Annotated in this window: 28 protein-coding genes; 3 read left to right on the top strand and 25 right to left on the bottom strand. The window is 43.5% G+C overall.

From position 1 onward, the window contains the following. Window positions 1-5 precede the first annotated feature (5 nt). The gene (locus ACQKNS_RS13480; RefSeq protein WP_427644204.1) at window positions 6-1,796 is read right to left on the bottom strand and encodes a M3 family oligoendopeptidase; all 1,791 of its coding nucleotides are present in this window, start codon (window positions 1,794-1,796) and stop codon (window positions 6-8) included. 163 nt (window positions 1,797-1,959) lie between these two features. Here ACQKNS_RS13480 and ACQKNS_RS13475 point away from each other — a divergent pair, with 163 nt between their 5' ends. After that, on the top strand, window positions 1,960-2,262 hold the full coding sequence (locus ACQKNS_RS13475; protein ID WP_427643533.1) for a hypothetical protein: 303 nt from the start codon (window positions 1,960-1,962) through the stop codon (window positions 2,260-2,262). Window positions 2,263-2,452: 190 nt separating this feature from the next. On the opposite strand, the gene sigK is transcribed toward ACQKNS_RS13475, so the two are convergent. Beyond that, entirely contained in the window at window positions 2,453-3,175 is a 723-nt protein-coding gene (gene sigK / locus ACQKNS_RS13470) for an RNA polymerase sporulation sigma factor SigK (RefSeq protein ID WP_048682796.1), read from the bottom strand. Window positions 3,176-3,365: 190 nt separating this feature from the next. Here sigK and ACQKNS_RS13465 point away from each other — a divergent pair, with 190 nt between their 5' ends. Further along, complete coding sequence (locus tag ACQKNS_RS13465; protein ID WP_427643531.1) at window positions 3,366-3,560, top strand: YjcZ family sporulation protein; 195 nt, start codon at window positions 3,366-3,368, stop codon at window positions 3,558-3,560. Window positions 3,561-3,860: 300 nt separating this feature from the next. Here the strand turns inward: ACQKNS_RS13465 and ACQKNS_RS13460 are convergent, their stop codons facing one another. The 6 genes from ACQKNS_RS13460 to ACQKNS_RS13435 all read right to left on the bottom strand — a co-directional run bounded on the left by ACQKNS_RS13460 (window position 3,861) and on the right by ACQKNS_RS13435 (window position 8,375). Then, the gene (locus tag ACQKNS_RS13460; protein WP_076365157.1) at window positions 3,861-4,001 is read right to left on the bottom strand and encodes a YrzI family small protein; all 141 of its coding nucleotides are present in this window, start codon (window positions 3,999-4,001) and stop codon (window positions 3,861-3,863) included. A 490-nt stretch (window positions 4,002-4,491) separates the two neighbouring features. Then, a complete protein-coding gene (locus ACQKNS_RS13455) occupies window positions 4,492-4,755 on the bottom strand; it encodes a YrhC family protein (RefSeq protein WP_427643529.1) in 264 nt (87 codons plus the stop codon). A 113-nt stretch (window positions 4,756-4,868) separates the two neighbouring features. Then, window positions 4,869-6,005 carry a bifunctional cystathionine gamma-lyase/homocysteine desulfhydrase gene (locus ACQKNS_RS13450; RefSeq protein ID WP_427643527.1) on the bottom strand — a complete coding sequence of 379 codons (1,137 nt, stop codon included), beginning with the start codon at window positions 6,003-6,005 and terminating at the stop codon, window positions 4,869-4,871. A gap of 1 nt (window position 6,006) precedes the next feature. Further along, window positions 6,007-6,930, bottom strand: coding sequence for a PLP-dependent cysteine synthase family protein (locus ACQKNS_RS13445; RefSeq protein WP_427643525.1), 924 nt, complete (start codon window positions 6,928-6,930; stop codon window positions 6,007-6,009). A 94-nt stretch (window positions 6,931-7,024) separates the two neighbouring features. After that, the gene (gene mtnN, locus ACQKNS_RS13440) at window positions 7,025-7,720 is read right to left on the bottom strand and encodes a 5'-methylthioadenosine/S-adenosylhomocysteine nucleosidase (protein ID WP_427643523.1); all 696 of its coding nucleotides are present in this window, start codon (window positions 7,718-7,720) and stop codon (window positions 7,025-7,027) included. Window positions 7,721-7,736: 16 nt separating this feature from the next. Continuing rightward, the gene (locus tag ACQKNS_RS13435) at window positions 7,737-8,375 is read right to left on the bottom strand and encodes a class I SAM-dependent DNA methyltransferase (RefSeq protein WP_427643521.1); all 639 of its coding nucleotides are present in this window, start codon (window positions 8,373-8,375) and stop codon (window positions 7,737-7,739) included. A 157-nt stretch (window positions 8,376-8,532) separates the two neighbouring features. Between ACQKNS_RS13435 and ACQKNS_RS13430 the strand changes: the two genes are divergently transcribed. After that, complete coding sequence (locus ACQKNS_RS13430; RefSeq protein WP_289350454.1) at window positions 8,533-8,745, top strand: DUF2536 family protein; 213 nt, start codon at window positions 8,533-8,535, stop codon at window positions 8,743-8,745. 65 nt (window positions 8,746-8,810) lie between these two features. Here the strand turns inward: ACQKNS_RS13430 and ACQKNS_RS13425 are convergent, their stop codons facing one another. The 17 genes from ACQKNS_RS13425 to ACQKNS_RS13345 all read right to left on the bottom strand — a co-directional run bounded on the left by ACQKNS_RS13425 (window position 8,811) and on the right by ACQKNS_RS13345 (window position 25,268). Beyond that, window positions 8,811-9,524 (bottom strand): YrrS family protein, encoded by a 714-nt coding sequence (locus ACQKNS_RS13425; RefSeq protein WP_427643520.1) that lies wholly within the window; start codon window positions 9,522-9,524, stop codon window positions 8,811-8,813. An 87-nt stretch (window positions 9,525-9,611) separates the two neighbouring features. Further along, window positions 9,612-11,363, bottom strand: a complete 1,752-nt coding sequence (locus tag ACQKNS_RS13420) for a peptidoglycan D,D-transpeptidase FtsI family protein (protein WP_427643518.1) — start codon at window positions 11,361-11,363, stop codon at window positions 9,612-9,614. A 122-nt stretch (window positions 11,364-11,485) separates the two neighbouring features. Beyond that, complete coding sequence (gene greA, locus ACQKNS_RS13415) at window positions 11,486-11,962, bottom strand: transcription elongation factor GreA (protein WP_076365139.1); 477 nt, start codon at window positions 11,960-11,962, stop codon at window positions 11,486-11,488. Between the two features lie 305 nt (window positions 11,963-12,267). Further along, window positions 12,268-12,906 carry a uridine kinase gene (udk, locus tag ACQKNS_RS13410; RefSeq protein WP_034308619.1) on the bottom strand — a complete coding sequence of 213 codons (639 nt, stop codon included), beginning with the start codon at window positions 12,904-12,906 and terminating at the stop codon, window positions 12,268-12,270. 1 nt (window position 12,907) lies between these two features. Next, window positions 12,908-14,179, bottom strand: a complete 1,272-nt coding sequence (locus tag ACQKNS_RS13405; protein ID WP_427643516.1) for a peptidase U32 family protein — start codon at window positions 14,177-14,179, stop codon at window positions 12,908-12,910. 32 nt (window positions 14,180-14,211) lie between these two features. Further along, the gene (locus tag ACQKNS_RS13400) at window positions 14,212-15,141 is read right to left on the bottom strand and encodes a peptidase U32 family protein (protein WP_427643514.1); all 930 of its coding nucleotides are present in this window, start codon (window positions 15,139-15,141) and stop codon (window positions 14,212-14,214) included. Then, entirely contained in the window at window positions 15,128-15,793 is a 666-nt protein-coding gene (locus ACQKNS_RS13395; RefSeq protein WP_133352886.1) for an O-methyltransferase, read from the bottom strand. The genes ACQKNS_RS13400 and ACQKNS_RS13395 overlap by 14 nt, the downstream gene beginning before the upstream one ends. A 257-nt stretch (window positions 15,794-16,050) precedes the next feature. Then, window positions 16,051-17,187, bottom strand: a complete 1,137-nt coding sequence (gene mltG, locus ACQKNS_RS13390) for an endolytic transglycosylase MltG (RefSeq protein ID WP_427643513.1) — start codon at window positions 17,185-17,187, stop codon at window positions 16,051-16,053. Window positions 17,188-17,803: 616 nt separating this feature from the next. Beyond that, a complete protein-coding gene (locus tag ACQKNS_RS13385; protein WP_427643511.1) occupies window positions 17,804-18,094 on the bottom strand; it encodes a DUF1292 domain-containing protein in 291 nt (96 codons plus the stop codon). Between the two features lie 11 nt (window positions 18,095-18,105). Next, a complete protein-coding gene (gene ruvX, locus ACQKNS_RS13380) occupies window positions 18,106-18,531 on the bottom strand; it encodes a Holliday junction resolvase RuvX (protein WP_034308633.1) in 426 nt (141 codons plus the stop codon). Continuing rightward, window positions 18,531-18,800: an IreB family regulatory phosphoprotein gene (locus ACQKNS_RS13375; protein WP_034311358.1), complete on the bottom strand. Its 270-nt coding sequence runs from the start codon at window positions 18,798-18,800 to the stop codon at window positions 18,531-18,533. The genes ruvX and ACQKNS_RS13375 overlap by 1 nt, the downstream gene beginning before the upstream one ends. A 66-nt stretch (window positions 18,801-18,866) precedes the next feature. After that, window positions 18,867-21,503, bottom strand: coding sequence for an alanine--tRNA ligase (gene alaS / locus ACQKNS_RS13370; RefSeq protein ID WP_427643509.1), 2,637 nt, complete (start codon window positions 21,501-21,503; stop codon window positions 18,867-18,869). 309 nt (window positions 21,504-21,812) lie between these two features. After that, window positions 21,813-22,889, bottom strand: coding sequence for an AI-2E family transporter (locus ACQKNS_RS13365; RefSeq protein ID WP_427643507.1), 1,077 nt, complete (start codon window positions 22,887-22,889; stop codon window positions 21,813-21,815). Between the two features lie 228 nt (window positions 22,890-23,117). Then, window positions 23,118-23,333: a hypothetical protein gene (locus ACQKNS_RS13360; RefSeq protein WP_063233024.1), complete on the bottom strand. Its 216-nt coding sequence runs from the start codon at window positions 23,331-23,333 to the stop codon at window positions 23,118-23,120. Then, a complete protein-coding gene (locus ACQKNS_RS13355) occupies window positions 23,323-23,781 on the bottom strand; it encodes a PRC-barrel domain-containing protein (protein WP_427643506.1) in 459 nt (152 codons plus the stop codon). Before ACQKNS_RS13355 ends, ACQKNS_RS13360 begins: the two co-directional genes overlap by 11 nt. A 144-nt stretch (window positions 23,782-23,925) precedes the next feature. Beyond that, window positions 23,926-24,699, bottom strand: a complete 774-nt coding sequence (locus ACQKNS_RS13350; RefSeq protein WP_427643505.1) for a TPM domain-containing protein — start codon at window positions 24,697-24,699, stop codon at window positions 23,926-23,928. Further along, window positions 24,699-25,268, bottom strand: coding sequence for a LemA family protein (locus ACQKNS_RS13345; RefSeq protein WP_427643503.1), 570 nt, complete (start codon window positions 25,266-25,268; stop codon window positions 24,699-24,701). The genes ACQKNS_RS13350 and ACQKNS_RS13345 overlap by 1 nt, the downstream gene beginning before the upstream one ends. Between the last annotated feature and the right edge of the window lie 21 nt (window positions 25,269-25,289).

Raw genomic sequence — 25,289 nt, 5'->3', positions numbered from 1 at the left:
CCGTTTTAAGCCTTTTTGACGAGGGGATCGGTCAAACGCAGGAATTCTTCCACATCCTCCATGCAGGCATTGACCGCTTCTTCCCAAAAATCCCGGGTCTTCAAATCGACGCCTAAATGTTTCTCCGCCAAATCCTCGACCTTCATGGAACCGGTATCCTTTAATAGAGCGATATACTTTTCTTCGAATCCTGCCGGTTCTTTCAGGGCATTCGCGTATATGCCTAATGAGAATAAGTAGCCGAATGTGTACGGAAAATTATAAAATGGTACACCTGTTATATAAAAATGGAGCTTTGAAGCCCAGAACGTTGGATTATAATCACTTAAAGCATCGCCATAAGCTTCTTTTTGGGCTTCGACCATCAGTTCATTCAACCGTTCGGCACTGACATACCCTTGCTTCCTCTCATCATAAAACCTTGTTTCGAATAAGTAGCGGGCATGGATATTCATCAATAATGCCACAGAACGCTGAATTTTATCTTCTAAAAGCACCAGCTTTTCTTCCTCGCTGGCCGCTTCCTTCACAGCTGCATCCGCAACGACCATTTCAGCAAAAGTAGAGGCGGTTTCAGCTACGTTCATTGCATACGACCGATTCAATGGATGGATCTCCCTCATCGCATATGAATGGAAGGCATGTCCCAATTCATGGGCCAATGTCGATACATTGGATGGAGTGCCCGAATACGTCATGAAAATTCTTGACTGCTTATTTAATGGAAACCCGGTGCAAAAACCGCCTGGTCTCTTACCTGGTCTGTCCTCCGCTTCAATCCAGCTGTCTTCGAATGCCTTTTGGGTGAAGTCTGCTAATTGAGAGCCGAACTTAGAGAATTGCTGTATGATGAAGTCTGCACCTTCTTGATAATCCATAACTTTGGACTCCGCTGTAACAGCGAGCGGCGCATCCAAATCCGCCCAGCTTAATTGATCCAAATCCAGTAACTCCGCTTTCCTTTTTAAAAACCTCACAAGCGGCTCCTTATGATCGGCAATTACATTCCACATGCTTTCGAGGGTTTCTTTTTTCATCCTCCCTATTTCAAGAGGCTCTTTCAAAATATCATCCCAGCCCCTTTTATCATTCACACTGAGACGGAATCCGGCCAAATGGTTCAAAGTCCGGGCAAAAAGGTCACTTTTTTCCTCCCACGCCTGTTCCCATGCAGTAAATAATTCTTTCCGGTTCCTTTCATCAGGATCGGAAAATTTATTTGCCGCTTGGCCTACAGAAAGATTTTCACCCTTATAAGGGATGGTCATTGAACCGACGATCGTATCATACATTTGGCTCCAACCTTCGAAACCGTCCATGGCCAATTGGGTGATCAATGATTCTTCCTTCACGGAAAGCTTTTCCTTTGCCTTTTCCCGACGTTCATTCAATACGAATTTCAATTCATTCAATGGTTCTTTTTCAAGGATCTTTTCAAAAAAACCATCATCAAGATGTATCAACTTTTCATCCAGTTTGCTTAACACCATTTTTAGTGAAGCGACTATCTTCATTTGTTTGATCCGCAGCTGACCAGCCTTTTTATCCTGTGCATTTTGAGCTTCCAGGCAGCCGATGAATGCACTTGCCTGTGAAGATTTCATATTTGTATTTTTAAAAAGATCAAATGCCTGGATTAAACCGCTCTCATCATTTCCTTCTGGATTGATATTGCTTACAATCCGGTCTAATTCTTTTACCTCGTCGTTCATTTCATCTAAAAAAGTCAGGAACTCCTTAGAAGAGCTTCCTCCTTTAAAAAAGATATCCAAATCCCATGTCAAAGAATATCCCATCATGCATTGCCCCCTTTTTATCACTAATCCCATTATAGAGGTAAACGCAATATTTTTCTAACTAAAAGGAATTTTCAGTCTTTTTTCAGAACTTTTTTCTATATCCCGGATTAAAAGCATGTTATGATGAATATATTCTTGGGGAAAGGGGCGGTTGATTCATATGAAATTTTTCATTCACATGTCTGCCATCATCCTGCTCCTTTGGACACTGCCCGTACAGTTCCATCATCATGCACAGCAGCTGACCATTGAGGAACATACCGATGTTCACCATTGGGATAAGGCCGACAAGAAACAGCCTTTCGTGCCTTCATTAGGTTCCTGGCAAACACTTATCATCATTCTCTTTTTCGAATGTTCCATTTTGAGTTTTCTTTATTTTCACTCAAATCTTCGCCGACGATATCTCAGTCCGGTATTTTTCCAGGCGAATTACGTAGCCCCATGCTCTGACATTTTATAAAAAATAAAATGGAGGAGTGATTCATATGTGGTTTCGATTTATTATGATAGGGGTCTTATCTTTAACAGCTTCACGCATGTTCCTTTTTCAGGGAATCGAGATTTATCACGCATTTGCAGATATGCTCAGAAATAAATATTGAAAAAAGAGTGCGGGGAAATTCCCCGCACTCTCTTTGCCTTCACCATTCCTATCCTTTGGCTTTCTTTTCCTTTTCTTTTTCTGCTCTGTAAAATTCGTGGAACATCTTCATTAAGGCACGTTTTTCGATCCTCGATACATAACTGCGGGAAATGCCAAGCTCTTTAGCAATTTCCCTCTGGGTTTTTTCCTTTTTCAAATCCAGTCCGAACCTGCCTACAATGACTTCCTTTTCGCGTTCATCCAAAATATCAATATACTTTTTCACTTTTTCAATTTCCATATTGAGCTGAATCGTATCGATGACATCTTCCGATTCCGATTTCAGTACATCGATTAAACTGATTTCATTTCCTTCTTTATCTTGACCGATCGGATCATGCAGGGAAATATCTTTCTTCGTTTTCTTAGTCGCCCGTAAATGCATCAAGATCTCATTCTCAATGCATCGCGCCGCATATGTGGCCAGCTTAGTCCCCTTCCCATCCGAATAACTCTCAATGGCCTTTATCAAACCAATTGTCCCAATCGAAATCAAATCCTCTGTATCTTCGCCCGTATTCTCGAATTTCTTGACGATATGGGCAACAAGCCTGAGATTATGTTCGATCAGGATGTTACGGGCATCACCGTCTCCCTCGCTCATTAGCTTCAGATATCTCTTTTCATCCTGAGATGACAAGGGCTGGGGAAAAGCGTTGTTTTTCACATAGGAAACGAATAAGTAAAATTCTTTGATAATATAACCGACAACTGTAAGTATTCCGGGCATTGGTTTCATCCCCCGTTTCTTTGGCTTCCCTATTCATACCTATGCAACTGTGGGCTTGTTCGTGTCTGTCCCACTAAAAGAAATCATGAATCGTGTTAAATGTTCAAACCAGCCTGGATGTATTCCCAAACGAACGAAGGAAAAGGTTCATATAATGATAGGGAATTTTTAACGGAAAGGGGGTTTTTCGATGGGATATGACTATGGACCATACGGATGCAGCTATGGTTATCCGGCTCCTGCTCCTTGTTATGCAGGGTCCGGGTCCGGTTACGGCTTTGGTTATGGCCTGTTTATTGTCCTCCTGATTTTATTGCTCATTTTCGGGTTTTGGTGGTTGCCGGGATGTGGATTTGGTTTTGGAGGATCAGGTCCTTGCTGCTGATTCAGGCAAAGAAAAAACTCGGCCCGAGTGCCGAGTTTTCCATTTACATATTCTTTTCCAACGTTGCAGTTCCGAGTTAAGCAGCGCCATATACCACACCTTCGTCTCCAATGCCTTTTCCGCTTACATATATACAAACCATGACAAATACTTGGGTTGCACCGGCAGATCCGTTAGCCGGTATCCTTCTCCTGCCAATAACAACGCTTCTCTCCTTTTACGTATAACAAGTTCACCATATTAACCTCCACCTTTCTTAATTTTTTTATGAACGGAATACCAACCTCATATATATATTTTTTAGAAAAAAGGACGATGTTTCAACGCTTTATCCAGATGTTCTTCTCGAATCTTGTGGATTCTCTCCTGCTGCAAACATTCCTCTGCAGTCATTTTTTTCATTTTGATCGTGATTGTGAAAAAAAGCATATTCAGTGTCATAATATCACCTCCTTTAAGGGAGCGGCCCAACAAAAAGGCATAAAAAGGCCGCAGAAAGTTACGTCCTCCTGCGGCGGGTTTTTTAGAAAATATAAAAAGGCCGCAGGATAAAACACTTCTCCCTGCGGCCGCAATGTCTGAATGATTAATAAAGCCAAATTGCTTTAGAAATATTCCGCTTGGCACAGGTCGAATGTTATGTGATTGTCAATTGAAACGGACCGGCTAATCGTGGCGACTCCATATAGATACAATTTCATTTTCTTCGACCTCCTTTGGAATATTTTTTATTACTTGGTAAGTATATCCACAAATATGATTTTTGTAAACGGTTTTTGCCTATTTTTTTGAAATTTCCACCTTTTTCCCCATTTTCAAGGGCCATTTTCACCTAAAAAGGCAAATAGCATGATACATCTGCCCCTATACAGGCAAAAGCGTTAGAAAAACAAAAAAACCTGATTCCATTCAAGAATCAGGTTTGCTTTTATTATTGTAAAGAGTCTTGGTCATCCATTTCGGCCAAGATCTTTTTGTATTTTTTGGATAATGAGAAAAAAACTATGGACATGCCCAGGAACGTTATTGTCGCTCCCATATAGACATATGTGCCAATCAACGCTTTGTCGCCAGAGGGAAGGATGGTTCCTAAATAGAAGAACGAACCCACACATAACAAAGTGATCGCAAATTGTTTAAAATCGACCATTTTCGAACGCAGCAGTGCAACCGTTTGTTTTTTGCGGTTTTTCATGCCATTCCACCTTCTTTCAAGCTATTAAGATATCGATATCTCATTCTACCATATTTATTCCAAATGACAGGGTGTAAATAATGGCAGTCAGCTATGAAGCGGTTCCTCTCCGATTATCCTTGCAGCGCTTGTTCCAAGTCTTCCAATAAGTCTTCAACATCTTCCAGACCCACTGAAATACGAATCAACCCATCCGTTATTCCAAGCTCTGCACGTCGCTCAGCCGGAATGGAAGCATGTGTCATCAAGGCCGGAATGGAAATTAAGCTCTCCACTGCCCCCAGACTTTCCGCAAGCGTGAAGAATTTCACTTTATTCAAAACCGATTCGGCTTTTTCGGCACTGCCGACATCAAATGAAACCATACCGCCGAAACCACGCGATTGTTTTTTGGCGATATCGTGATTTGGGTGGTTTTCAAGACCTGGGTAATAGATTTTCGAAACATCTTTATGCCCGGATAGGAAACGGACGATTTCAGATGTATTTTTTTCATGCTCTTCCATCCTGATTCCCAGCGTCTTAATGCCACGCATAAGCAACCATGAATCCTGGGGCCCTAGCACGCCTCCTGTAGAGTTTTGGATGAAATGAAGGTCATTGCCAAGATTCTCATCATTCACCACGACAAGACCCGCTACAACATCGCTGTGTCCCCCCAGGTACTTCGTGGCGCTATGAAGCACGATATCAGCTCCAAGTGAAAGCGGATTTTGCCAGTATGGCGTACTGAAGGTATTATCCACAATGGTGAGGATGCCGTTTTCTTTGGCTATTTTCGATACTTCTTCCAAATCGGTGATTTTCAATAATGGATTCGTCGGTGTTTCAATGAACAATGCCTTCGTATTGTCCTTTATCTCTTTTTCGATCGACTCTATGTCACTCGTATTGATGAACGTAGCTTCGATTCCGAAACGGTTAAGCACTTTAGTGATGACCCGGAAAGACCCTCCATAAACATCATCGGTCATCAATACATGATCACCTTGGCTGAACAGCATCATGACCGCGGTCATCGCTGCCATTCCTGATCCGAAGGCGAAACCTCTTTTTCCTTCTTCGAGATCCTTGATCAATTCCTCTAGGGCATGGCGGGTTGGGTTGCCCGTACGGGAATATTCATATCCACGATGGTTCCCCGGACCATCCTGTTTATAGGTGCTCACTTGATAAATGGGCACCGAAACCGCTCCTGTTTTTTCATCGCCAAAAATGCCGCCATGGATCAATTGTGTTTTTTTTCTCATTTTATAAACCTCCCTGATAAATTTTTTTGCTTAAGTATCGCTCACTGGAATCCGGAAAAACGACGACGATATTCGTCCCCCTTGGAGCCTTTGCTGCTTCTTTCATGGCTGCTGCAAATGCCGCACCGGAAGAACTGCCGACAAGGAGGCCTTCTTTAATCGCCAATTCCTTTACCATATGGAAAGCGTCACGATCGCTTATCGTATGGATTTGGTCAAAATACGTTTCATCCATATAGGCAGGTAAAAATTCCATCCCGATCCCCTCTGTTTTATGGGGTCCTGCCTTGCCGCCGTTTAAAATCGATCCTTCTGGTTCGACTATGACCGTTTTGACAGCAGCATCCTTTTCTTTTAAAAATCGCGATGTTCCCATGAATGTCCCGCCCGTCCCGGCACCGGCTACAAACATATCCACATCGCCTTCCATCTGTTCCCATATTTCAGGTCCCAGCGTTTTATAATAGGCATCAGGATTGGATGGGTTGGCGAACTGCTGGGGACAATATGATCCCGGAATTTCAGCCAGCAGCGCCTTAGCCTTTGCGATTGCTCCTGTCATTCCTTCCTCTGTCGGGGTCTGGATCACATTCGCGCCAAGGGCACGCATCAATTCCTGTTTCTCGGCACTGAATTTCTCCGGAACGCAAAATATCACGTCCACTCCACTGTTTATCGCAGCCAACGCCAAGCCAATCCCTGTATTTCCAGCAGTCGGTTCGATGATCGTCCCGCCCTTTTTCACCTTTCCTGTCTGTAACGCTTCGGCTAACAGTTCTTGGCCAAGCCGATCCTTCACACTGCCCCCCGGATTAAAGTATTCCAGTTTGGCAAAGATACGGACCTCATCCGGAAGAGGGAAATGGGTGATTTCCATCATCGGTGTTTTTCCTATCAACTCATGAATGTTTTGAAAGACTTTCATATTAGGACATCCTTTCATAGTTATCCTACCAACTTAATAAGAATTATGCAATAAAGAATGATCAGCAGAAAAGCTTCCGCTGATCACTTACCATTTATTTCATTTTTTCAACCATTTTCAAAATCAGTGCCGCTGAATGAAGAGCCGCAGTTTCCAGGAATTTATCAAAGGAAATATTGGACTCCTTACCTGCGATATCCGAAAGAGAACGAATGATGACAAACGGTGTCTTGAATTGGAAGGCTACTTGTGCAATGGCTGCCGCTTCCATTTCCACCGCATATAAATCGGAGAATTTCCCTCTTACGAATTCAACCCTGTCAGGATCATTCATGAAAGAATCCCCCGTCACGATCAACCCTTTTGCCACTTGTATATCCTCGATTTCTTTAGCCGCTTCTTCCGCTATTGCGAAAAGCTTCTCATCCGGAGTGAAAGCTGCAGGCAGCTGAGGGACTTGACCGTACTCATATCCGAAAATCGTCACATCGACATCATGGTGGCGTACTTCCGAGGATATGACCACATCCCCTACATTAAGTGCTGGATGATAACCGCCGGCAGATCCAGTATTGATGACCGCATCCGGTTTGAATTTTTCTAACAGGATCGCAGTGGACATTGCTGCATTCACTTTACCGATTCCCGATTTAAGCAAAATGACCTCGACACCATTCAGTTTGCCTGTATTGAACTCGGAACCGGCAATGGTCACCTGCTCCAAGCCTTCCAATTTATCACGTAAAATCGTAACTTCTTCTTCCATTGCTCCGATTATGGCTACCTTCATTAGTAAAAACCTCTTCCTATAATTTTTCCGCCTCCATAATCCAGACAAATTGATTGCAGCGCTCGAAATTCACCCTATATCCATTTGCTTCAAGCACTTTTTCCAAAAAAGGAATCGTAGTATAGTATTCCGTTTGCAAATCGTTCGCCAAATTATGAAAGCCTGCCTGCCTTGCATCTTGAATCGCTTGTTCATGCGCTTCCTTTGATTGATACATCGTATCCGCAAACACTATTTTACCACCAGTATTCAGTAACTTTCCATAGTTGGCTATCGCTTTTTCTTTTTCTTCATCTGTTAAATGATGAAACGCATACGTACTCACGATCGAATCAACCTGTTCCGGCTCCGGAAAATCGATGAAATCGCCATCCACAATTTCTGTCTTTCCGTCCAGCTTGCTTACCGCTATTTCCCGCATCGCAGGTGAAGGTTCTATTCCCGATACCTTCAGGCCTTTCTTCAAAAGCCTTTCCGTCAAATTCCCGGTACCTACCCCGAACTCCAGCACATGGCCATGAACCCGATCCGTGACGCTATCCAATATGTTATCATAATGTTTAAAAACTTCCCGATACTCCATATCGTGTCCACCAACCGTATCATCATACGTTTTCGACCATTCTTCAAATAAATCTATAAATTCTCTGCCCATTTTTAATCACCTTTTATAATAAGATAATAAAACCTATAAGCATAATATGAAATAAACACAGAAACAGTTCTTGTTTTTAGGCAAATCATTGATTCGGTTCAGATTCGCCCAAAATGGTGTTAAACTAACAGTATCTAAATGTTGGAGGGGAAATGTCATGAGTTTTCAACTCGACTTGAATTTATTCGAAGATAAAATAGAATTTTTCGAGGCGGAAAGCATTAAGAATCTGGAAGAAAAAATCCAATCACAAATTGAAATCAATAAAGCGATCATGCTTCAGGTTGAATCGGTATCACACCAAATGTACGTAAGTGATGAAGGCAGACGTTTTTATAGCGCAGTCGTCCACTTTAAAGCAAAAAAGTGATGACCATGAAAAACCCCCGAAAAGTGGAATTCCTTTCGGGGGTTTTTCGTTAATACAGTTGACCATTATCTTTTATCGTTTGTCTTCAGCTCTTCGACTTTTACAGGTTTCCAACCTGATCCGTCCACCCATTCAATATAAACGCGGTAGGTTTTAGGATTATCGCCTTCAGAGACGGTACCGATTGCCGTGCTTGACGAACCGCCGTTTTGCAGCCACCATAGCTTCATGCTGCTTTCATCGATTCCAGCCCCGCTTGCAATGGCTTTACTCATTTCATTCCAATCGACCGAGCCCTTGTCAAAGCTTGTAGTGTGCTCCCCGGATTGTTCAGTTCCTACAGGTTTCCAGCTCTCACTCGTATAGGTTGCCGCAACATTGCCATCTCCGCTGCCTTCCATTTCCACAAGTTCGGCATCTCCCGCTTTTTCTGGATCTGCTCCATCTTCAGCCTTCTCTTCTGCATCTTCTTCCGTTGCTTTACTATCTTCTTCTACTGCATTTTCTTCTTCTGTTGTTGCTTCACTATCGCCTACTGCGTCTTCCTTCTCAGAATCCGTTTCTTCTTCTTTGCCAGCAGGCTTGTCCGCCACTTTCCCCGAATCTGTATCGGCGATTTGCTTTGGTTCAGTCGTGGCTTTCTTTGAATCTGTGCCATCATCACTTAAGAAAATCGAGACTGCGACAATGACGATTAAAATGGAAACGATGGTGATTGCAATATTATATATTTTATTTACTTTTCTTTTTTGATCTCTCTGATTAAAACGTGAGCCCAAGGTCCATTCCTCCCTTACCATTTCTTACTGCCTCATTTTAACATGATTTAGCCAGAGATAGAAGGGAAGGGTTTCCTACACTTTTCGTCAATTCTCGTTTTTGTCCTGGTCCTTGGAGTACAGGACTTTTACAATATCTGAAAAAAGAGGCGTCATGCTGGAACTGTTTTCCTTCGTTTCAAAACTTACGGTTACAAGAGCATATTTAGGATTTTTATATGGAAAGTAGCCCGCAAACCATTTATTCAGCTGCCCTTTTTCGATATTGGTCTGAGCTGTTCCGGACTTGCCGGCGACCTCCACAGGCAAATCCCTCAAGGAAGCGCCCGTCCCTTTCTCTTCCGTCACGACCTTCCTAAGAAGATGCTGCATCTTCATCGTTGTATATGGAGACAGTTTCTCGCCGCCAATATTTTGATTGGGAAAATCGACTACGGTCGTACCATTGTTAAATTCGACCCTGGAAACGGCTTTGACCTGTTCCTTCTGGCCGCCGCGGGCAATCGTTGCCATCATATTCGCTATCGCGAGCGGTGTCGTTTGGACATCCTGCTGGCCAATTGCTGTTTTGGCAATCATTTTAGGATCTTTTTTTAATTCGTCATCATGCCAGACCTTTCCGGCTTGTTCATGATGCAATTGAGTGACTTCAGTGTGATAGACGTCCCCTTGCCAGCCCGATTCACCAACAAGACCTAACATTTTTGCATATTTGTCCAAAAATTCCGGATCCTTTTCGGCTATTTCCTGTGACAATTCGGCAAACGTCCTGTTGCAGCTCTGGGCAAAGCTATTTTCAAAATTAAGCATGCCCAGTTCCCTCTGTTTATCCGTTTTGCCGTCTATCGTCAAATTACAATTAAAAGTCCTTGAGGGACTAACCGCTTCATAATCGATGGCCGCTGCTGCCGTGACCGTTTTAAAGACGGAACCCGGCGTTTTTTGGGTCAGCATCATGTTGACGGCCCCTTCTCCATTCGGATCTTTTACATTAAGCGCCGGACGGGATACCATTGCGACGATTTCACTTTTTTCAATATCGATCAGGACGAGACCGCCCTTTTTTATCCCGCGTTCATCGACGAGCTTCTCCGCTTGCTCCTGAATTTCTTTATCGATCGTCGTCACGACCTTCACCGGGTAAAGCGGATTTGCAGGTTCCACATATTTAACATCGACGCCGAACATTGGGCCTCCACTGGCGTCCACGTGAAAAACGAGCTTCGATTCACCAGCGGAAAGCAAGAACTCATCGAAGGTCCTTTGCAGTCCCGTATTGCCTATTTTCGTTTCAGGAGATAAATTCATGTCCGGATAACGTTTTTTCTTTTCCGCATCTGATATATTCGTCGTTCCGATCAATTGCGCTGCAGGGGTTTGATCATGATATAATTTCTCATTCACGGCAAAGACCCCGGGTATCTTCAATTCATTGATTGCCTTCGATTGGCTGGACGTCAACTCGATCGGTTTGTCTCCGCCAAATACGAATGGTTCATCCGCTTGTTCTATCGCCCGCTTTAACTCCGCTTCCGATTTGCCTATTATCGAGGCCACTTCATCTATGGGCCATGTCATTTTTTTTAAAAATGGAAATAGGACGAGCGTCGGGATTTCTTCATGTGCAAGCGGTTCTCCATTCCTGTCATAAAACTTTCCGCGTCCATCATCGATCTTTAAGATCTGTGAACGCTGATTCACGCTTGCTTCTAACAGGTTCACGTCATGCTTTGAAAAAGATTCAGTCGATACAAGTTGGATGTAGGCAAGCCTGCCTATGAGCATCAGCATGAAAGTGGTCAAAAAAAGAGCCAGCAACTTCATTCGTTTCTTTTTCATAAAATACACCTCGTAACCATTGTTGACGAGGTGCGAATTTTTAAACAATTTAGAACAAATTTAACGCTGCACTTTTTTGATAAAAAAGAGGATGCCCTATGGACACCCTCTTTTGCTTTTATTTAGTCGATGGATACAATCTTCACGCTCATTTCGCCGCCAGGTGTCATGATCGATACCTTGTCGCCGACCCTTTTCCCTATCAGGCTTTTCGCGATCGGGGAATCATTGGAGATTTTCCCTTCGAATGGATCCGCTTCAACGCTCCCTACGATGGAATATGTTTCTTCGTCACCATTTGGAAGTTCCACGAATGTAACCGATTTACCTAATGAAACTGTATCTGTATTCGAATCATCGCCTTCAATGATTTTTGCATTACGGATCATGTTTTCGATTGTTGTAATGCGTCCTTCAACGAAAGCCTGCTCTTCTTTTGCGGAATCGTACTCTGAGTTCTCGGAAAGGTCCCCAAAACTGCGGGCAATCTTGATTCTTTCCACCACTTCTTTACGTTTAACCGTTTTTAACTGTTCCAGTTCCTGTTCAAGCTTTAACTTACCTTCTTTAGTCATTGGATATTCTTTTTCAATTGCCAAAACCCTTCACTCCTTCAAATTCTTTACAGCAAGCTTTCGCTGTGACAAGTTTATGTACTATATAGTGCTTAACCCTTAAATCGAGTCAGAATATATAATGGCGCGCCTTAAAAAGTACGCGCTTCGATACTAAGAAACAATCCGTTCCTTAGTATATAAACCGACTGCGGTGTGCAGCCGGTTCGATCTGTATCAAGAATAGAGTATTGCGTTTTCCAACATTTGTCCAGTCTTTCCCAATAAATAAATGGGATTATTTAAATAAACGGAGGAAAATGGCACCTATCATTATTTATGCTATGTTATTACAAAAAAGACTTTTGTTCAAGGATTGTTTGAATTTTTGTCACCATAAGGTCAATCGCCACATGGTTCTGACCGCCTTCAGGAATGATGATGTCGGCATAACGCTTCGTCGGTTCTATGAACTGATTATGCATCGGACGGACGACACTGATGTATTGTTCGATGACGGAATCTATGGAACGGCCGCGTTCCTTAATATCACGGGTCATCCGACGAAGGATCCGCAAATCTGCGTCCGTATCAACATAAAGCTTCATATCCATCAGATCCCGGAGCCGCTCATCCTCGAGCACAAGTATCCCTTCAAGGATGATGACATCCTGGGGCTCAACTGTGATGACTTCTTCCGAACGCGTATGGATCGAATAATCATAGACGGGTTTTTCTATCGTTTCATAGCGCAGCAATGCATTGATGTGATCGATTAACAAATCATTATCAAATGCAAGCGGATGATCATAGTTCGTTTTCAAGCGCTCTTCAAAAGGAAGATGACTTTGATCTTTATAGTAATAATCTTGTTCGATCATCAAGATGGAATGTCCTTGAAAAAATTCAAAAATGGAACGGGTAACACTTGTTTTACCTGATCCCGAACCTCCGGTAACTCCGATGACCACTGGTTTCTTTCTTGTCATATCAATTCTCCTTCCGCATCATATTGTTCACATAAACTCTTTTATCTACTTGAATGCGGACAATTTGAAGCGGATGGCGGGCTGCCTCCAGCTCCTTACCTGACTCATCCCAGATCGTACCGATTTTTTGAGTGAAGTTTTCGATTTCCGGTCCAAAAAACTCGACTTCATCCCCAGGCTTGAAGAAATTACGTTGCTGCATGGTGACGATTTGAGTTTCCTCGTTGTAATCAAGCACCAATCCTGCGAAGTCGAAGCGAGTCTTTACGGTATGATTCCCGAACATTTGCTGTTTATACCCAGGAATTTCCCCTTCCATGAACGATGATGCCGTCTCACGGTTCGCACACTTATCAAGCTCTTCCAGCCATTCTTGTTTAATCTTGAAATTGTCGGGATCTGCACAATACGCATCAATCACTTTACGATAGACGCTGACAACCGTTGCAATATAATGAATCGATTTCATTCTTCCTTCGACTTTTAAGCTGTCTATGCCAATTTCAATCATGCCTGGCAGTGATTCAATCAGCTTCAAGTCTTTTGGACTCATTGCGAATGGAGCATCTTCTTTATCGAATAAAGCCTTTTCCCCGTCTTGATCCCACTCATATAAATCATAATCCCAACGGCAAGACTGACAGCAGCCGCCGCGGTTCGAATCACGAGCCGTCATATGGTTCGAAAGGGTGCAGCGACCAGAATAGGCAATGCACATGGCCCCATGAACGAAAGCCTCGATTTCGATATCGACCTTCTCCTTCATTTCACGGATTTCAGCAGCACTCGTTTCACGTGCCAAAACAACCCGCTCCAAGCCTTCTTCTTTCCAATACTGAACAGCCTTCCAGTTTGATAATGATTGCTGCGTGCTTAAATGGATCTCGACGTTCGGAGCGACCCTTTTACAGGTTTCGATGATTAATGGATCGGCGACGATGATACCATGAACCCCAGCCTCCTGAAGACCTTCCAGGTATTCATCCAGACCATCTATATTTTCATTATGTGCGAAGATATTTGTGGTTACATATACTTTAGCACCATATTTATTAGCGAATTCGACGCCTTCCTTCATTTCCTCAAACGTGAAGTTGCCGGCATTGGAACGAAGGCCATATTCCTGACCGCCGATGAACACGGCATCCGCGCCGTAATGGACGGCAATTTTTAATTTTTCAAGGTTGCCGGCAGGAGCCAGCAATTCCGGTTTTTTTACAATGACTCTCTTTCCATCAACGATCTTGGAAATTTTATCAGCAATAGCATTCAAGGCTATTCCTCCTCTTTCTCTTACCCTTTTCTTTAATAAACCGATTCTTTAAAGAAGAATCCTGTATCCAACTCACGGTTATCCGGCTGAATCGCTTTGACTTTTTCAAAAAGTTCCGCTTTCACATCATCATAGCGGTCAGGGTCTTCTGCACATACGTCAATCGCTTCCCGATATAACTTTGTCATTTCAATGATATATTCCGGTGTTTGCAATAATCCTTCGATTTTCAGTGAATCGATTTCCGCTTCAATCAATTCCTGAAGTTCATCGATCATGCACATATCATTCGGACTCATGATATGTGTACCATTTTCATCTTCATAAATCGGATATTTATTTTCACGTTCCTTATCATGCAAGAACATATTTCTATGTTCCTTCCGATTCTCCACTTCCAATGCCTTGCCTTGGTATTCAAAGTAATTACCAAGGAGCGTACGCTTCGATTGGAACATGCATGTCATGCCATGCACTTGGACTTCGATCTCCACCTCGGCATTTTCCTTCATTTCCACTATCTCGTCCAGACTTATCTCACGGGCAGCAACGGCACGGACAGCACCGCGTTTCCCCCAATAATTACATGTGTACCAGTTCGTTACCGTCATCTCTGTATTCCAGTGCAGGGGCATATCAGGTGCCGCGGCGCGAACAGCCATCAAGACTGCGGGATCACCGAATATGATCCGGTCGGCACCAGCCTCTTGAAGGAACGCGACGTACCCTTCAAGCTCGTCCACTTTTTCATTATGGAAAATGGAGTTCATGGATACGTACACTTTCTTGCCCGCGGCATGTGCAATCTCAATCGCCTTCTCTACATCTTCACGTTTGAACTCCCCTGCCAGCCTTAGCGCATAACGTTGTTCACCTATGACAAAGGCGTCAGCGCCAGCATCAATGAGTTCTGATATATGATCGACACTTGTCGGAGTCACAAGTAATTCAGGCTTTTTCATTTTTGTCACCTCTATGTTTACTGATGGCCACACCATCACCAATCGGCAAAATTACGGTATCGAAGTTGGGATGGTCATGTAACCAGATGTTAAAGTCTCTGATTTTTTTAATAAGAGCTCGCTTTCTTCTCGTCATTTCCATTTCTTCAATGTTTTCGGCAACCAAGCCTTTGAATAAAACATTATCAGTAATGATAATGCCAGCATCGGCAAGGAATGGTTCAAAGAGTTCAAAGAATCGCTTGTACTGCCCTTTAGCTGCATCAACGAAGATGATATCAAACGGACCGTGTTCCATCACTTTCGGTCCCGCTTCAAGGGCATCCCCTTCAATGAGGGTGATCCTTTCCGACAGTCCCGCTTTCTTGAAGTTAGCCCTTGCCTGCTCGATACGGGCTTCATTCCGTTCAAGTGTGACGATTCGGGCTTCCGGAAGGGTCTCAGCCATCCTGATGGCCGAATAGCCTATTGCCGAACCAACTTCCAATATCGCCTTTGGCTGATGAAGCCTTAAAATCTGAAGCAGCACCTCAATGCCCTCAGGCTCCATGATCGGCACATTATTTTCCATCGCAAAATCTTCCAACTCCTTAAGCAAACCCGTACGCTCCGGAATTAAGGAATGAAGATATTGTTCTATTTTTCCGTTCAAAACGTTTCCTCCATTTATAAGGAAAACAAAAGCGCTTGGTCAGTAACATGAAAAAATTGATTGGACCATTTCTTCACAAGGAGCTGAAACAAGTATGCTTGACGATCTACATTTCCTTATCTTTCAAAATAAAACCCGGCATTCGCCGAGTTACGTCACCGATTTAGAATCGGATCAAAAATTCACTTGTACTATTCTACCATAAAAACAAGGGGAAAGTAATATCTCTCCCCCTACAGTCTCCTTGCTATTTTTATTTATTTATTGGAAATATGCTCTGCCTTTTTGTTATTGTGGTCATCCAAGGTCTTAGAGTAAAGGACTTCCCCTTCAGGTGTTGCCAAAAAGTACAGATAATCCGTTTTCTCAGGTTTCAGTACCGCATCGATCGATGTCGTTCCGGCATTGGCAATCGGGCCTGGCGGCAGCCCCTTGTTCTTATACGTATTATAAGGGGATTTCACCTCAAGGTCTTTATAATACACCCTGCTCTTATGTGAACCCTTCGCATACAAAACGGTCGGATCCGTTTGAAGCGGCATGCCTTCCTCCATGCGATTGTAAAAGACGGAAGCTATTTTTCCGCGATCGACTTGAGCCGTCGCCTCTTCTTCAACAAGCGAAGCGAAAGTCAGCATCTGGTGTACCGAATAATCGTTCTTGTCCATTTGGCTCTCGTAAGCCTGCAATGTTTCTTCGGTTTTCTTCAGCATCTCGATGACGATCGATTCCAGGGTAGGTTTTTCCTCATAAAAATCATAAGTAGCCGGGAAAAGGTATCCTTCAAGCGGATATAAAACCTTTTCATTTTCAATTTCCGAGGTCAAAAGCTGCGGAAACTTCTCTTGCATGGAATTTACGAACTTCTTATCATTCAATTTCTTAAAGACCTTTTTCGGATCTTCACCCGTCTTTACAGCGATGATATCGGCAATTTGGATAAGCTGCTTCCCTTCAGGAATCGTGATCTTCATTGCAGCTTCCTTCATGAGTTTCCCGGTTTTGATGCTAGTGACGATATCTTCAATTGGCATGGAAGGTGATAATTTATATTCACCTGCCTGGAAACCGGATTCATTGCGGAATTTAATATAATATTTGAATACGCGTGCGTCCTTGATTATCCCCTGCTCTTCAAGCAGTGTTGAAATTCCGTTTACCGAAGAACCGATTGGAATTTTCACTTTTTTGATGGTGTCATCATCCGGATCGACTGGCTTCATGGCTGAGTTGATATATAAAAAGCCTACAAGACCAACTACCCCAATTAGTAAAATAAGCGAAGCAATCGTAATCATGATGATTTTACGAACCAGCTTGGCTTCTCCTTGCTGTTCTAACAATTTCATTCGGATATGTTCCTTTTTAGATAGATTTTTATCTTTTTCATCCATTTTCATTCCCCCTGCAAACACACACCAACCACAGAATGGTTTCTAGATGATGCTTTCTCTAATTAATCTTCGCTTCGAACATTATACTAAAATCAACAAATAATTACATGTTTTTTGCAAAACTCCATTCATCAATACTCTATTTATGGCAAAAACGCACTAGTTTTGTCAATATACTGGTGTGATTTAATAGGAAAATAGTGATATCTTATTTCTTCCGCTTAAAACAATACGCGCTAATTGTTTATAGGCATTTCGGGCAATGACACACATATTCATGTAGGAATGCCATAATCATTTGAGAAAAAGAAAGGTGTGAAGGAGTTGGATAATTCTTATTTTGTAGGTTGGGGGACATTGGCACTCATAAACGCCGGACTTGCCCAAGGTAAAAATAGAACGCGTTGAATTGGTTCTTGCTATCATTATTTTTGGGTCCGCTCGCTACTTTTATGCTTTTATTCGCAAAGAAAAGATAAGGAGTCTTTGGAACACAAATGAAAAAAACGACCTTTTTAACGGCTTGGACAATTTGAACTTGAATTCCTTTCCAGGCATCCGCTCTTCCTTTTGTCTAAAAAAAGAACCGGCCTTTAGAGGCCGGTTTTTTTAAATCTTATTCTTCTTCCGCTTCTTCTTGGTCAAGGAATGTATTCAACATTTCTTCGACAAGATCCCATTCTTCTTCTGTTTCGATCGGTGTAAGTTCACCATCTTTATTATCTTCGCTTGGTACGAATGATGAAGCGTGGATTTCAATTTCTTCCTCTTCATCGTCTGCAGACATCGGATAGTAAAGTACATAAGATTTGTTGAATTTATCTGAATCGAATGTGAAAAGGATTTCGCAAAGCTGCTCGTTTCCGTTTTCATCTACTACTGTAATGTTGTTTTCACCGTGTTCCATTAGTATTCACCTCATATTGAATTTGTTTGTCTGTCCAAGAATCCTTGCAGGATCATGACAGCTGCCATTTTATCAATGACTTTCTTGCGTTTGCTTCGGCTCACGTCCGCCTCAAGAAGGACACGTTCAGCCGCCATAGTTGTCAACCGTTCATCCCAGAGAAACACCGGCAGCTTGAATTTGTTTTCTAATCGTTTAGCGAAATCTTGGCTGATCTCGCCTCGCGGTCCAACAGTCCCATTCATGTTTTTAGGTAAACCGAGGACAATTTTAGAAACATCATGCTCTTTTATGATTTCATTGAGGCGTTTAAAGCCAAAGTCATTTCCAGCTTCGTTAATTTTGATCGTTTCCAATCCTTGTGCGGTCCAACCCATCGCGTCACTCAAGGCGACGCCGATGGTTTTTGAACCCAAATCAAGTCCCATTGTGCGCATTAGTATTCCTCTCGATGGTTCTTAAGATACGACTTAACCAATTCTTCGATGATTTCATCGCGTTCAAGTTTACGAATAATGTTCCGAGCATCCATATGGCGCGGGATGTAGGCCGGGTCACCAGATAATAGATAACCGACAATCTGGTTTATCGGGTTATAACCTTTTTCCTGAAGTGCAACATATACTTGAGACAATACTTCTTGTACATCTCTTTCGAATGGTTCTTCGGGAAAATTAAATTTCATCGTTTTATCAAAGGAACTCATTAACATGCACCTCTCCTCAGCGTCCAGAATCCACTATTACCTACATTGTACAACACTTTCCATTGATTATGAAATCGATAAGACCCATTCTTCAACAAAATTAAGTGCTGCATCCAATTTTTCAGGGTCTTTACCGCCGGCTTGGGCCATATCAGGACGTCCGCCACCGCCGCCGCCGCAACGGGAAGCAACTTCTTTGACCAATTTCCCGGCATGGAAACCGCGATCGATGTAATCCTTGGTCACCCCGGCAATCAAATTGACTTTATCACCTTGGGCCGAACCTAATACGATGATGACAGAATCGAGCTTTTGTTTCAAATCATCCGCCATGGCACGCAGATTATTCATGTCGGTAGCTTGAACTTTTGCCACCAATACTTGAACACCATTTATCTCTTTTACGTTAGAAACTAGGCTGCTTGCTTCGATATTGCTTAATTTTGCAGTAAGGCTTTCATTCTCACGATGAAGATCCTTCACTTCAGCCAGTACCGTTTCAATTCTTGATGGTACGTCTTTCAAGTTCGTTTTCAATTTAGCAGCCGCGTCTTTCAAGACACCGATTTGCTCAGTCATCAATTTGTATGCCCCGGCACCCGTTACCGCTTCTATACGGCGAGTCCCTGCACCGATTCCGCTTTCGGAAACGATTTTGAACAAGCCGATTACCGCTGTATTCGGGACATGGACACCGCCACAAAGTTCTAGACTGTAATCGCCTATTTGAACGACACGGACAATCTTCCCGTATTTTTCGCCGAACAAGGCCATTGCGCCCATAGCCTTGGCTTCATCGATGTTTTTATAGTCCGTATTCACTTGTAAGCTTTGCCAAATCTTTTCATTTACAATCGTTTCGATTCTTTCAATCTCTTCCGCCGTTATCTGGCCAAAATGAGAGAAGTCGAAGCGAAGGCGCTCAGCCTGTACGAGTGAACCAGCTTGGTTGACATGTGTACCTAGCACATCCTTCAACGCCTGGTGCAGAAGGTGTGTCGCAGTATGGTTTTTCGTGATATGGATGCGGTTTTCTTGATTTACCGCAGCAACGATATCGGAATCTGCTGTTAATGTGCCGGCAGTAACTGTTACACGGTGCAGGTTTTGGCCATTAGGAGCTTTTTGGACATCATGGACATCAACCTTTGCGGATTCACTGGCCATCGTTCCTGTATCGGCTATTTGTCCGCCGCTTTCCGCGTAGAAAGGAGTCTTGTTCAGGATCACTTGAACTTCTTCGCCTTCTTGTGCCTCCGTTACAAGCTCGCCATTTTTTACGATGGCAGCAACTTTGGCTTCGACAGCTACTTGATCATAGCCGACAAATTCACTTTCAACTTTTATATCGCCCAATACCCCGCCTTGGATTTGCATCGAATCCACATCTTGACGCGCTGAACGGGCACGTTCACGCTGTGCATCCATCTCTTTTTCAAATCCGGCTTGATCGACCGTCATGCCTTCTTCTTCTGCATATTCTTCCGTTAACTCAATCGGGAAACCGTATGTGTCATATAAACGGAATGCATCACTGCCCGGAATGGTTGTACCGCCTTTTTCCTTTTCCTTTTTAATGACTTCAGAAAGGATGGACAGTCCGTCATTCAGAGTTTCATGGAAGCGTTCCTCTTCATTTTTGATTACTTTTGCAATGAACTCTTTATTTTTAAGGACTTCAGGGTAGAAGTCTTTCATGATTTCGCCCACGACCGTCACAAGCTCGAACATGAATGGACGATGGATGTTGATTTGCTTAGCATATCGAACCGCCCTGCGGAGTAAACGGCGCAATACATAACCGCGGCCTTCGTTGGATGGAAGAGCCCCGTCACCTACTGCAAATGCTACCGTACGAATATGGTCGGCAATGACCTTGAATGCAACATCTTTTTCTGTATCAACACCATACTTCACATCGGAAATCTCTTCGACTGCCCGGATGATCGGCATGAATAAATCTGTATCATAGTTCGTCGCCACATCTTGCACGACGGAAGCCATACGTTCAAGCCCCATGCCAGTATCGATATTCTTCTTTGGAAGCGGTGTGTAAGAACCATCAGGATTATGGTTGAATTGAGAGAACACAAGGTTCCAGACTTCTAGATGACGTTCATTTTCCCCGCCTGGATATAGTTCCGGGTCATTCGGATCATCGCCATATGCCGGCCCGCGGTCATAGAAAATCTCAGTATTCGGGCCGCTTGGACCTTCCCCGATATCCCAGAAGTTTTCTTCCAGGCGAATGATCCTTTCAGCAGGAACGCCGATTTTCTTATTCCATAGTTCGAATGCTTCATCATCTTCAGGATGGATCGTGACAGCCAATTTCTCTTTGTCGAAGCCAATCCATTTTTCATCCGTCAAAAACTCCCAAGCCCATGTGATGGCTTCTTCTTTGAAGTATTCACCAATGGAGAAGTTTCCGAGCATTTCGAAAAACGTATGATGACGTGCCGTTTTCCCCACGTTTTCAATATCGTTCGTACGGATGGCCTTTTGGGCATTTGTAATCCTTGGATTTTCAGGAATCACCCGTCCATCAAAATATTTCTTTAACGTCGCCACCCCGGAATTGATCCAAAGCAATGATGGATCTTCATGGGGAACCAATGACGCACTTGGTTCGATGGTATGGCCTTTTTCACTAAAAAAATCTAAATACATTTGGCGGATTTGAGCACCAGTTAAATACTTCATATATATATCCTCCTTTTAAAATTATGTAATTTTGAGCACACAAAAAACCCCCATCCCAAAAACAGGGACGAGAGTTGACTCGCGGTACCACCCTGATTATGGACGCAGGAATTCACCCAGGCCCATCACCTTCATAAAAGCCTTAACGCGGCATGACGGCAGGTATTAGCTGCTCTCAGGACTAGCTTTCTGCTGCTCTTCACCTGGCAGTCCCTTTCAGCCTGGGGGACCCCTCTCTTTTAGATGGTTTTCAGCATACTTCATCCTTCAACGAATTATCTTATGTAATGGATTATATTCACAAGACTTTTATTTGTCAATAAGCGGCGGCTTCTTTCTAAAGTGAACGCGGGCATGAAGTACAAAAACTTTCAGCACAGCCAAGATGGGAATCGAAATAACCATGCCCACGATACCGCCTATTTCACCTCCGGCCAATAACGCAAGCATGATGAACAGCGGGTGCATATGGAGGCTTTTACCGACTATTAACGGCGACAGGATATTTCCCTCAAGAAATTGAAGTACGAGCACGATCGCCGCGATGATCAACACCATTTTAACCGACATGGTCGCGGCGATGACCACTGCAGGAATGGCCCCGATAATCGGCCCGAAATACGGGATGACATTCGTTATCCCGATTATCGCCCCCAATAGAAGCGGATATTCCATTCCGACGATCCAGAAGAGCAGCGAGGAAATCAAACCGATCACGACACAAACGATGATTTGTCCGCGGATATAGCCGCCAAGCGACGCATCCACATCACGAACGAATGCCCGTCCCTGCTTGCGCCATTTTTTCGGGGTCATATACCATGCCATCTTTTTTAGCACGGTGAAATCTTTCAGGATATAAAAAGCAATGAATGGAATCAACGCAATCAGGACGATGAAATCAATCATCTTCATTGCATACTCCATTGCCTTTTCAGGAATGCGCTTCAGCCAGCCTTCGAATAAGGTGACGCCTTCTTCGAATCTCTCATGAATGCCGAACGGCCATGCCGCCGTTTGATGATTGAGCTTATCAATCCTGCCCTGGTACTGTTCAACCAGTTCCGGCACGCTTTCCGACAGCTCGCGAACCTGGCTGACGATCACGGGAATCCCTTTATAAACAGCAAAGCCGATCCCTCCGAAAAACAACAAATAGATGATCGTAATCGAAAGCCAGCGACTCATCCCTTTCTCATTTAAATATTCCACTACAGGGTGCAGCAAGTAACTGATGAACGCACCGATCAAAAAAGGCAGCAGTACTGTCACGCATACAGTTACGGCAGGTCCCCACATGGGCTTAAGTTTCATAAAAATATAGATAACGAAAAATAAGAGCAATAAAAAACCCAGGCGATAAAACCACTTTAAACGAATACTCACAATAAACACCTCCCGCTCATTTATTCTTCGAAAGGCGGAAGGTTTTCATACATAAAAAAGAGTGCCCTCATTAATTCAGGACACCCATTCCTGCTATAATAATGATTTTAATCTTTTGCGTATTTTCTTCATGTTCCGTTTGACCATCTTCGAGTTCATCAAGTCCGAACCCATATTCATTAGCGTATTGCGTGAACGTCTAGCCATTGCAAACACCTCTTCCGTTAATTACATACTGAAGCGGCGGTCGTTTTCCTCAAACAAATCGTCCAATGAGCTTAAACTTCCATCTTCCTCGACCTGATGCGTATTAATGAGCCCTTCGGATAGAGTCATTTCAATAAAGCAATTCCAACAATAATATTGATTTACGCCAATCTTCCCAACATCTTTACTGCGGCAATTCGGACATTTAATTTCCAAAATGGACACCTCACTGTTCATAAACTGAAACAATGATGGTATCCTTCCCTAATGCAGGCGGCTGTTTTGATTGTATCACTGTCGACTCAGAGAAAAACCCATCCGTTGTTTCATACGCTATAATCGTGCCCATTTTCTCCTTGAAATATACATCCTGCAGTAAACCGAGTTCTTCGCCCATTTCCGAAAAAAGCATGCGTCCCAATAACTCGTCCTTCGATAGGCAAATGGAATCCGCAGGCACTTTATTTAAGGTGGAATCTTGTTGCCTGATCACGATCCCGTCTGGACCGAATGAAGAAATATCGTCAAGTTTCAAATGAAAAGCCCTTTTGAACAATGCTTGTTGATGAACGACCAGCCCTGTTACCTGTCCCCTTTCAGAAATTGATAAATCGTGGACCGTGCCGATTCTGTCTCCTTTGATTGTAAAAACCGGCATTCCTTTCAATAAAGAAAACGTCCGCAAGGTCATCCCGCCTTTCCGAACATTTTTATTATCTCTTTCCTAAAGAAAATAGATGTGCTGAAAGGTTTTCCATTGTTGGTCCAACTTCCGGAAATACAGGGAATGCATAAAAAAAAGACCGGTTTCCCGGTCAGACCCACTGCTTTACCATCCCCTGCTGGCACCTCCGCCACCGGAACTTCCTCCTCCGCCGCCCCGTGGACCGCCGCTTCCGCCTCCACGGCCTCCGCCGCCACCGCGACTGATGAATATCAAAAGGATATTGATTAGCGTTTGTAGGAAGAATCCTTTAAAGAACTTGGCATCGAGGATGAATACGATGATGACAACGATGATGATCAGGAAAATCTGTAAACCTGATGGCTGAAAGGTTTCCGACTCGGGCTGAACGGAGAGATCTTGATAAAACTCGTCACCCAGGTTGTATTCTTTCGTGACATCGTTATATACGGCCTTATAGGTCTCCGTCAGGGCAACATCATATCTACCCTCTTTCAGCTCAGGGATGGCCACATTGTCCAAAATCTGTCCAGATTTGATATCGGTAATGGCACCTTCCAATCCGTACCCCACTTCAATACGGATTTTCTGTTCTTCCATGGCCAGCACTATGAGGACTCCATTGTTCAGCTCGGCATCCCCAAGCTTGAATGCTCTCAATGCCTCGACCGAGTACTCCTCGATTTCAGATCCTTCCATCGAATCAACCGTCAAAACGGAAATTTGTGCTTTTGTGGCATCATCCAATCGTTTCCCAAGTTCGATGAGCTCGGATTTTTCCTTTTCACTCAGGACTCCGGCAAAGTCCTGAACATATATATCCCCAACTGGTTCAGGAATGTTAGGTTGTGCTGCGGCCACGTTTGCTAAACTGAACGTGAGAATGAAGAATAGCGCAAACACAGCGAGTTTTTTCATTATTTATCGCTCCCGAAATCAACCTTTGGCGTTTCTTTTTCTTGATCGGTCACTTCGAAATATGGTTTGGCATCGAATCCGAACGCTCCTGCCATCATATTCTTCGGAAAGCGTTTAATCATTTTATTATAGTTGGTCACTTCATCATTATAGTCTTTCCGGGCTACCGTCAGCCGATTTTCCGTTCCTTCCAAACTATCCATGAGACCCTTGAAGTTCTCATTGGCCTTTAAATCCGGATAGTTCTCCACAACCACCAAAAGGCGGCTCAAGGCCCCGCTCAATTCTTGATCGGCTGCAATCGCATCTTCGGTCGAATTGGCACCAGCCAGCTTCGAGCGTGCATCGCTCACCGCTTTAATGGCTTCCGTTTCATGCGAAGCATACCCCTTCACCGTTTCGACAAGATTCGGAATCAAATCGGCTCTCCGTTTTAATTGATTATCCACCTGTGACCATTTATTGTCGACGTCTTCACTGGCACTTACAAGGCCGTTGTACGAAGATGCCCCATAAATGACCAGTAAAACGACAATGACTATCCCTATAATCCAACCTTTTTTCATCAAATCCCCCCTGCTCTTCCACAT

This window comes from Peribacillus sp. NPDC094092 (assembly GCF_050279365.1).
Taxonomy (GTDB): Bacteria; Bacillota; Bacilli; order Bacillales; family DSM-1321; genus Peribacillus.
This window is presented reverse-complemented; position numbering and strand designations above follow the sequence as displayed.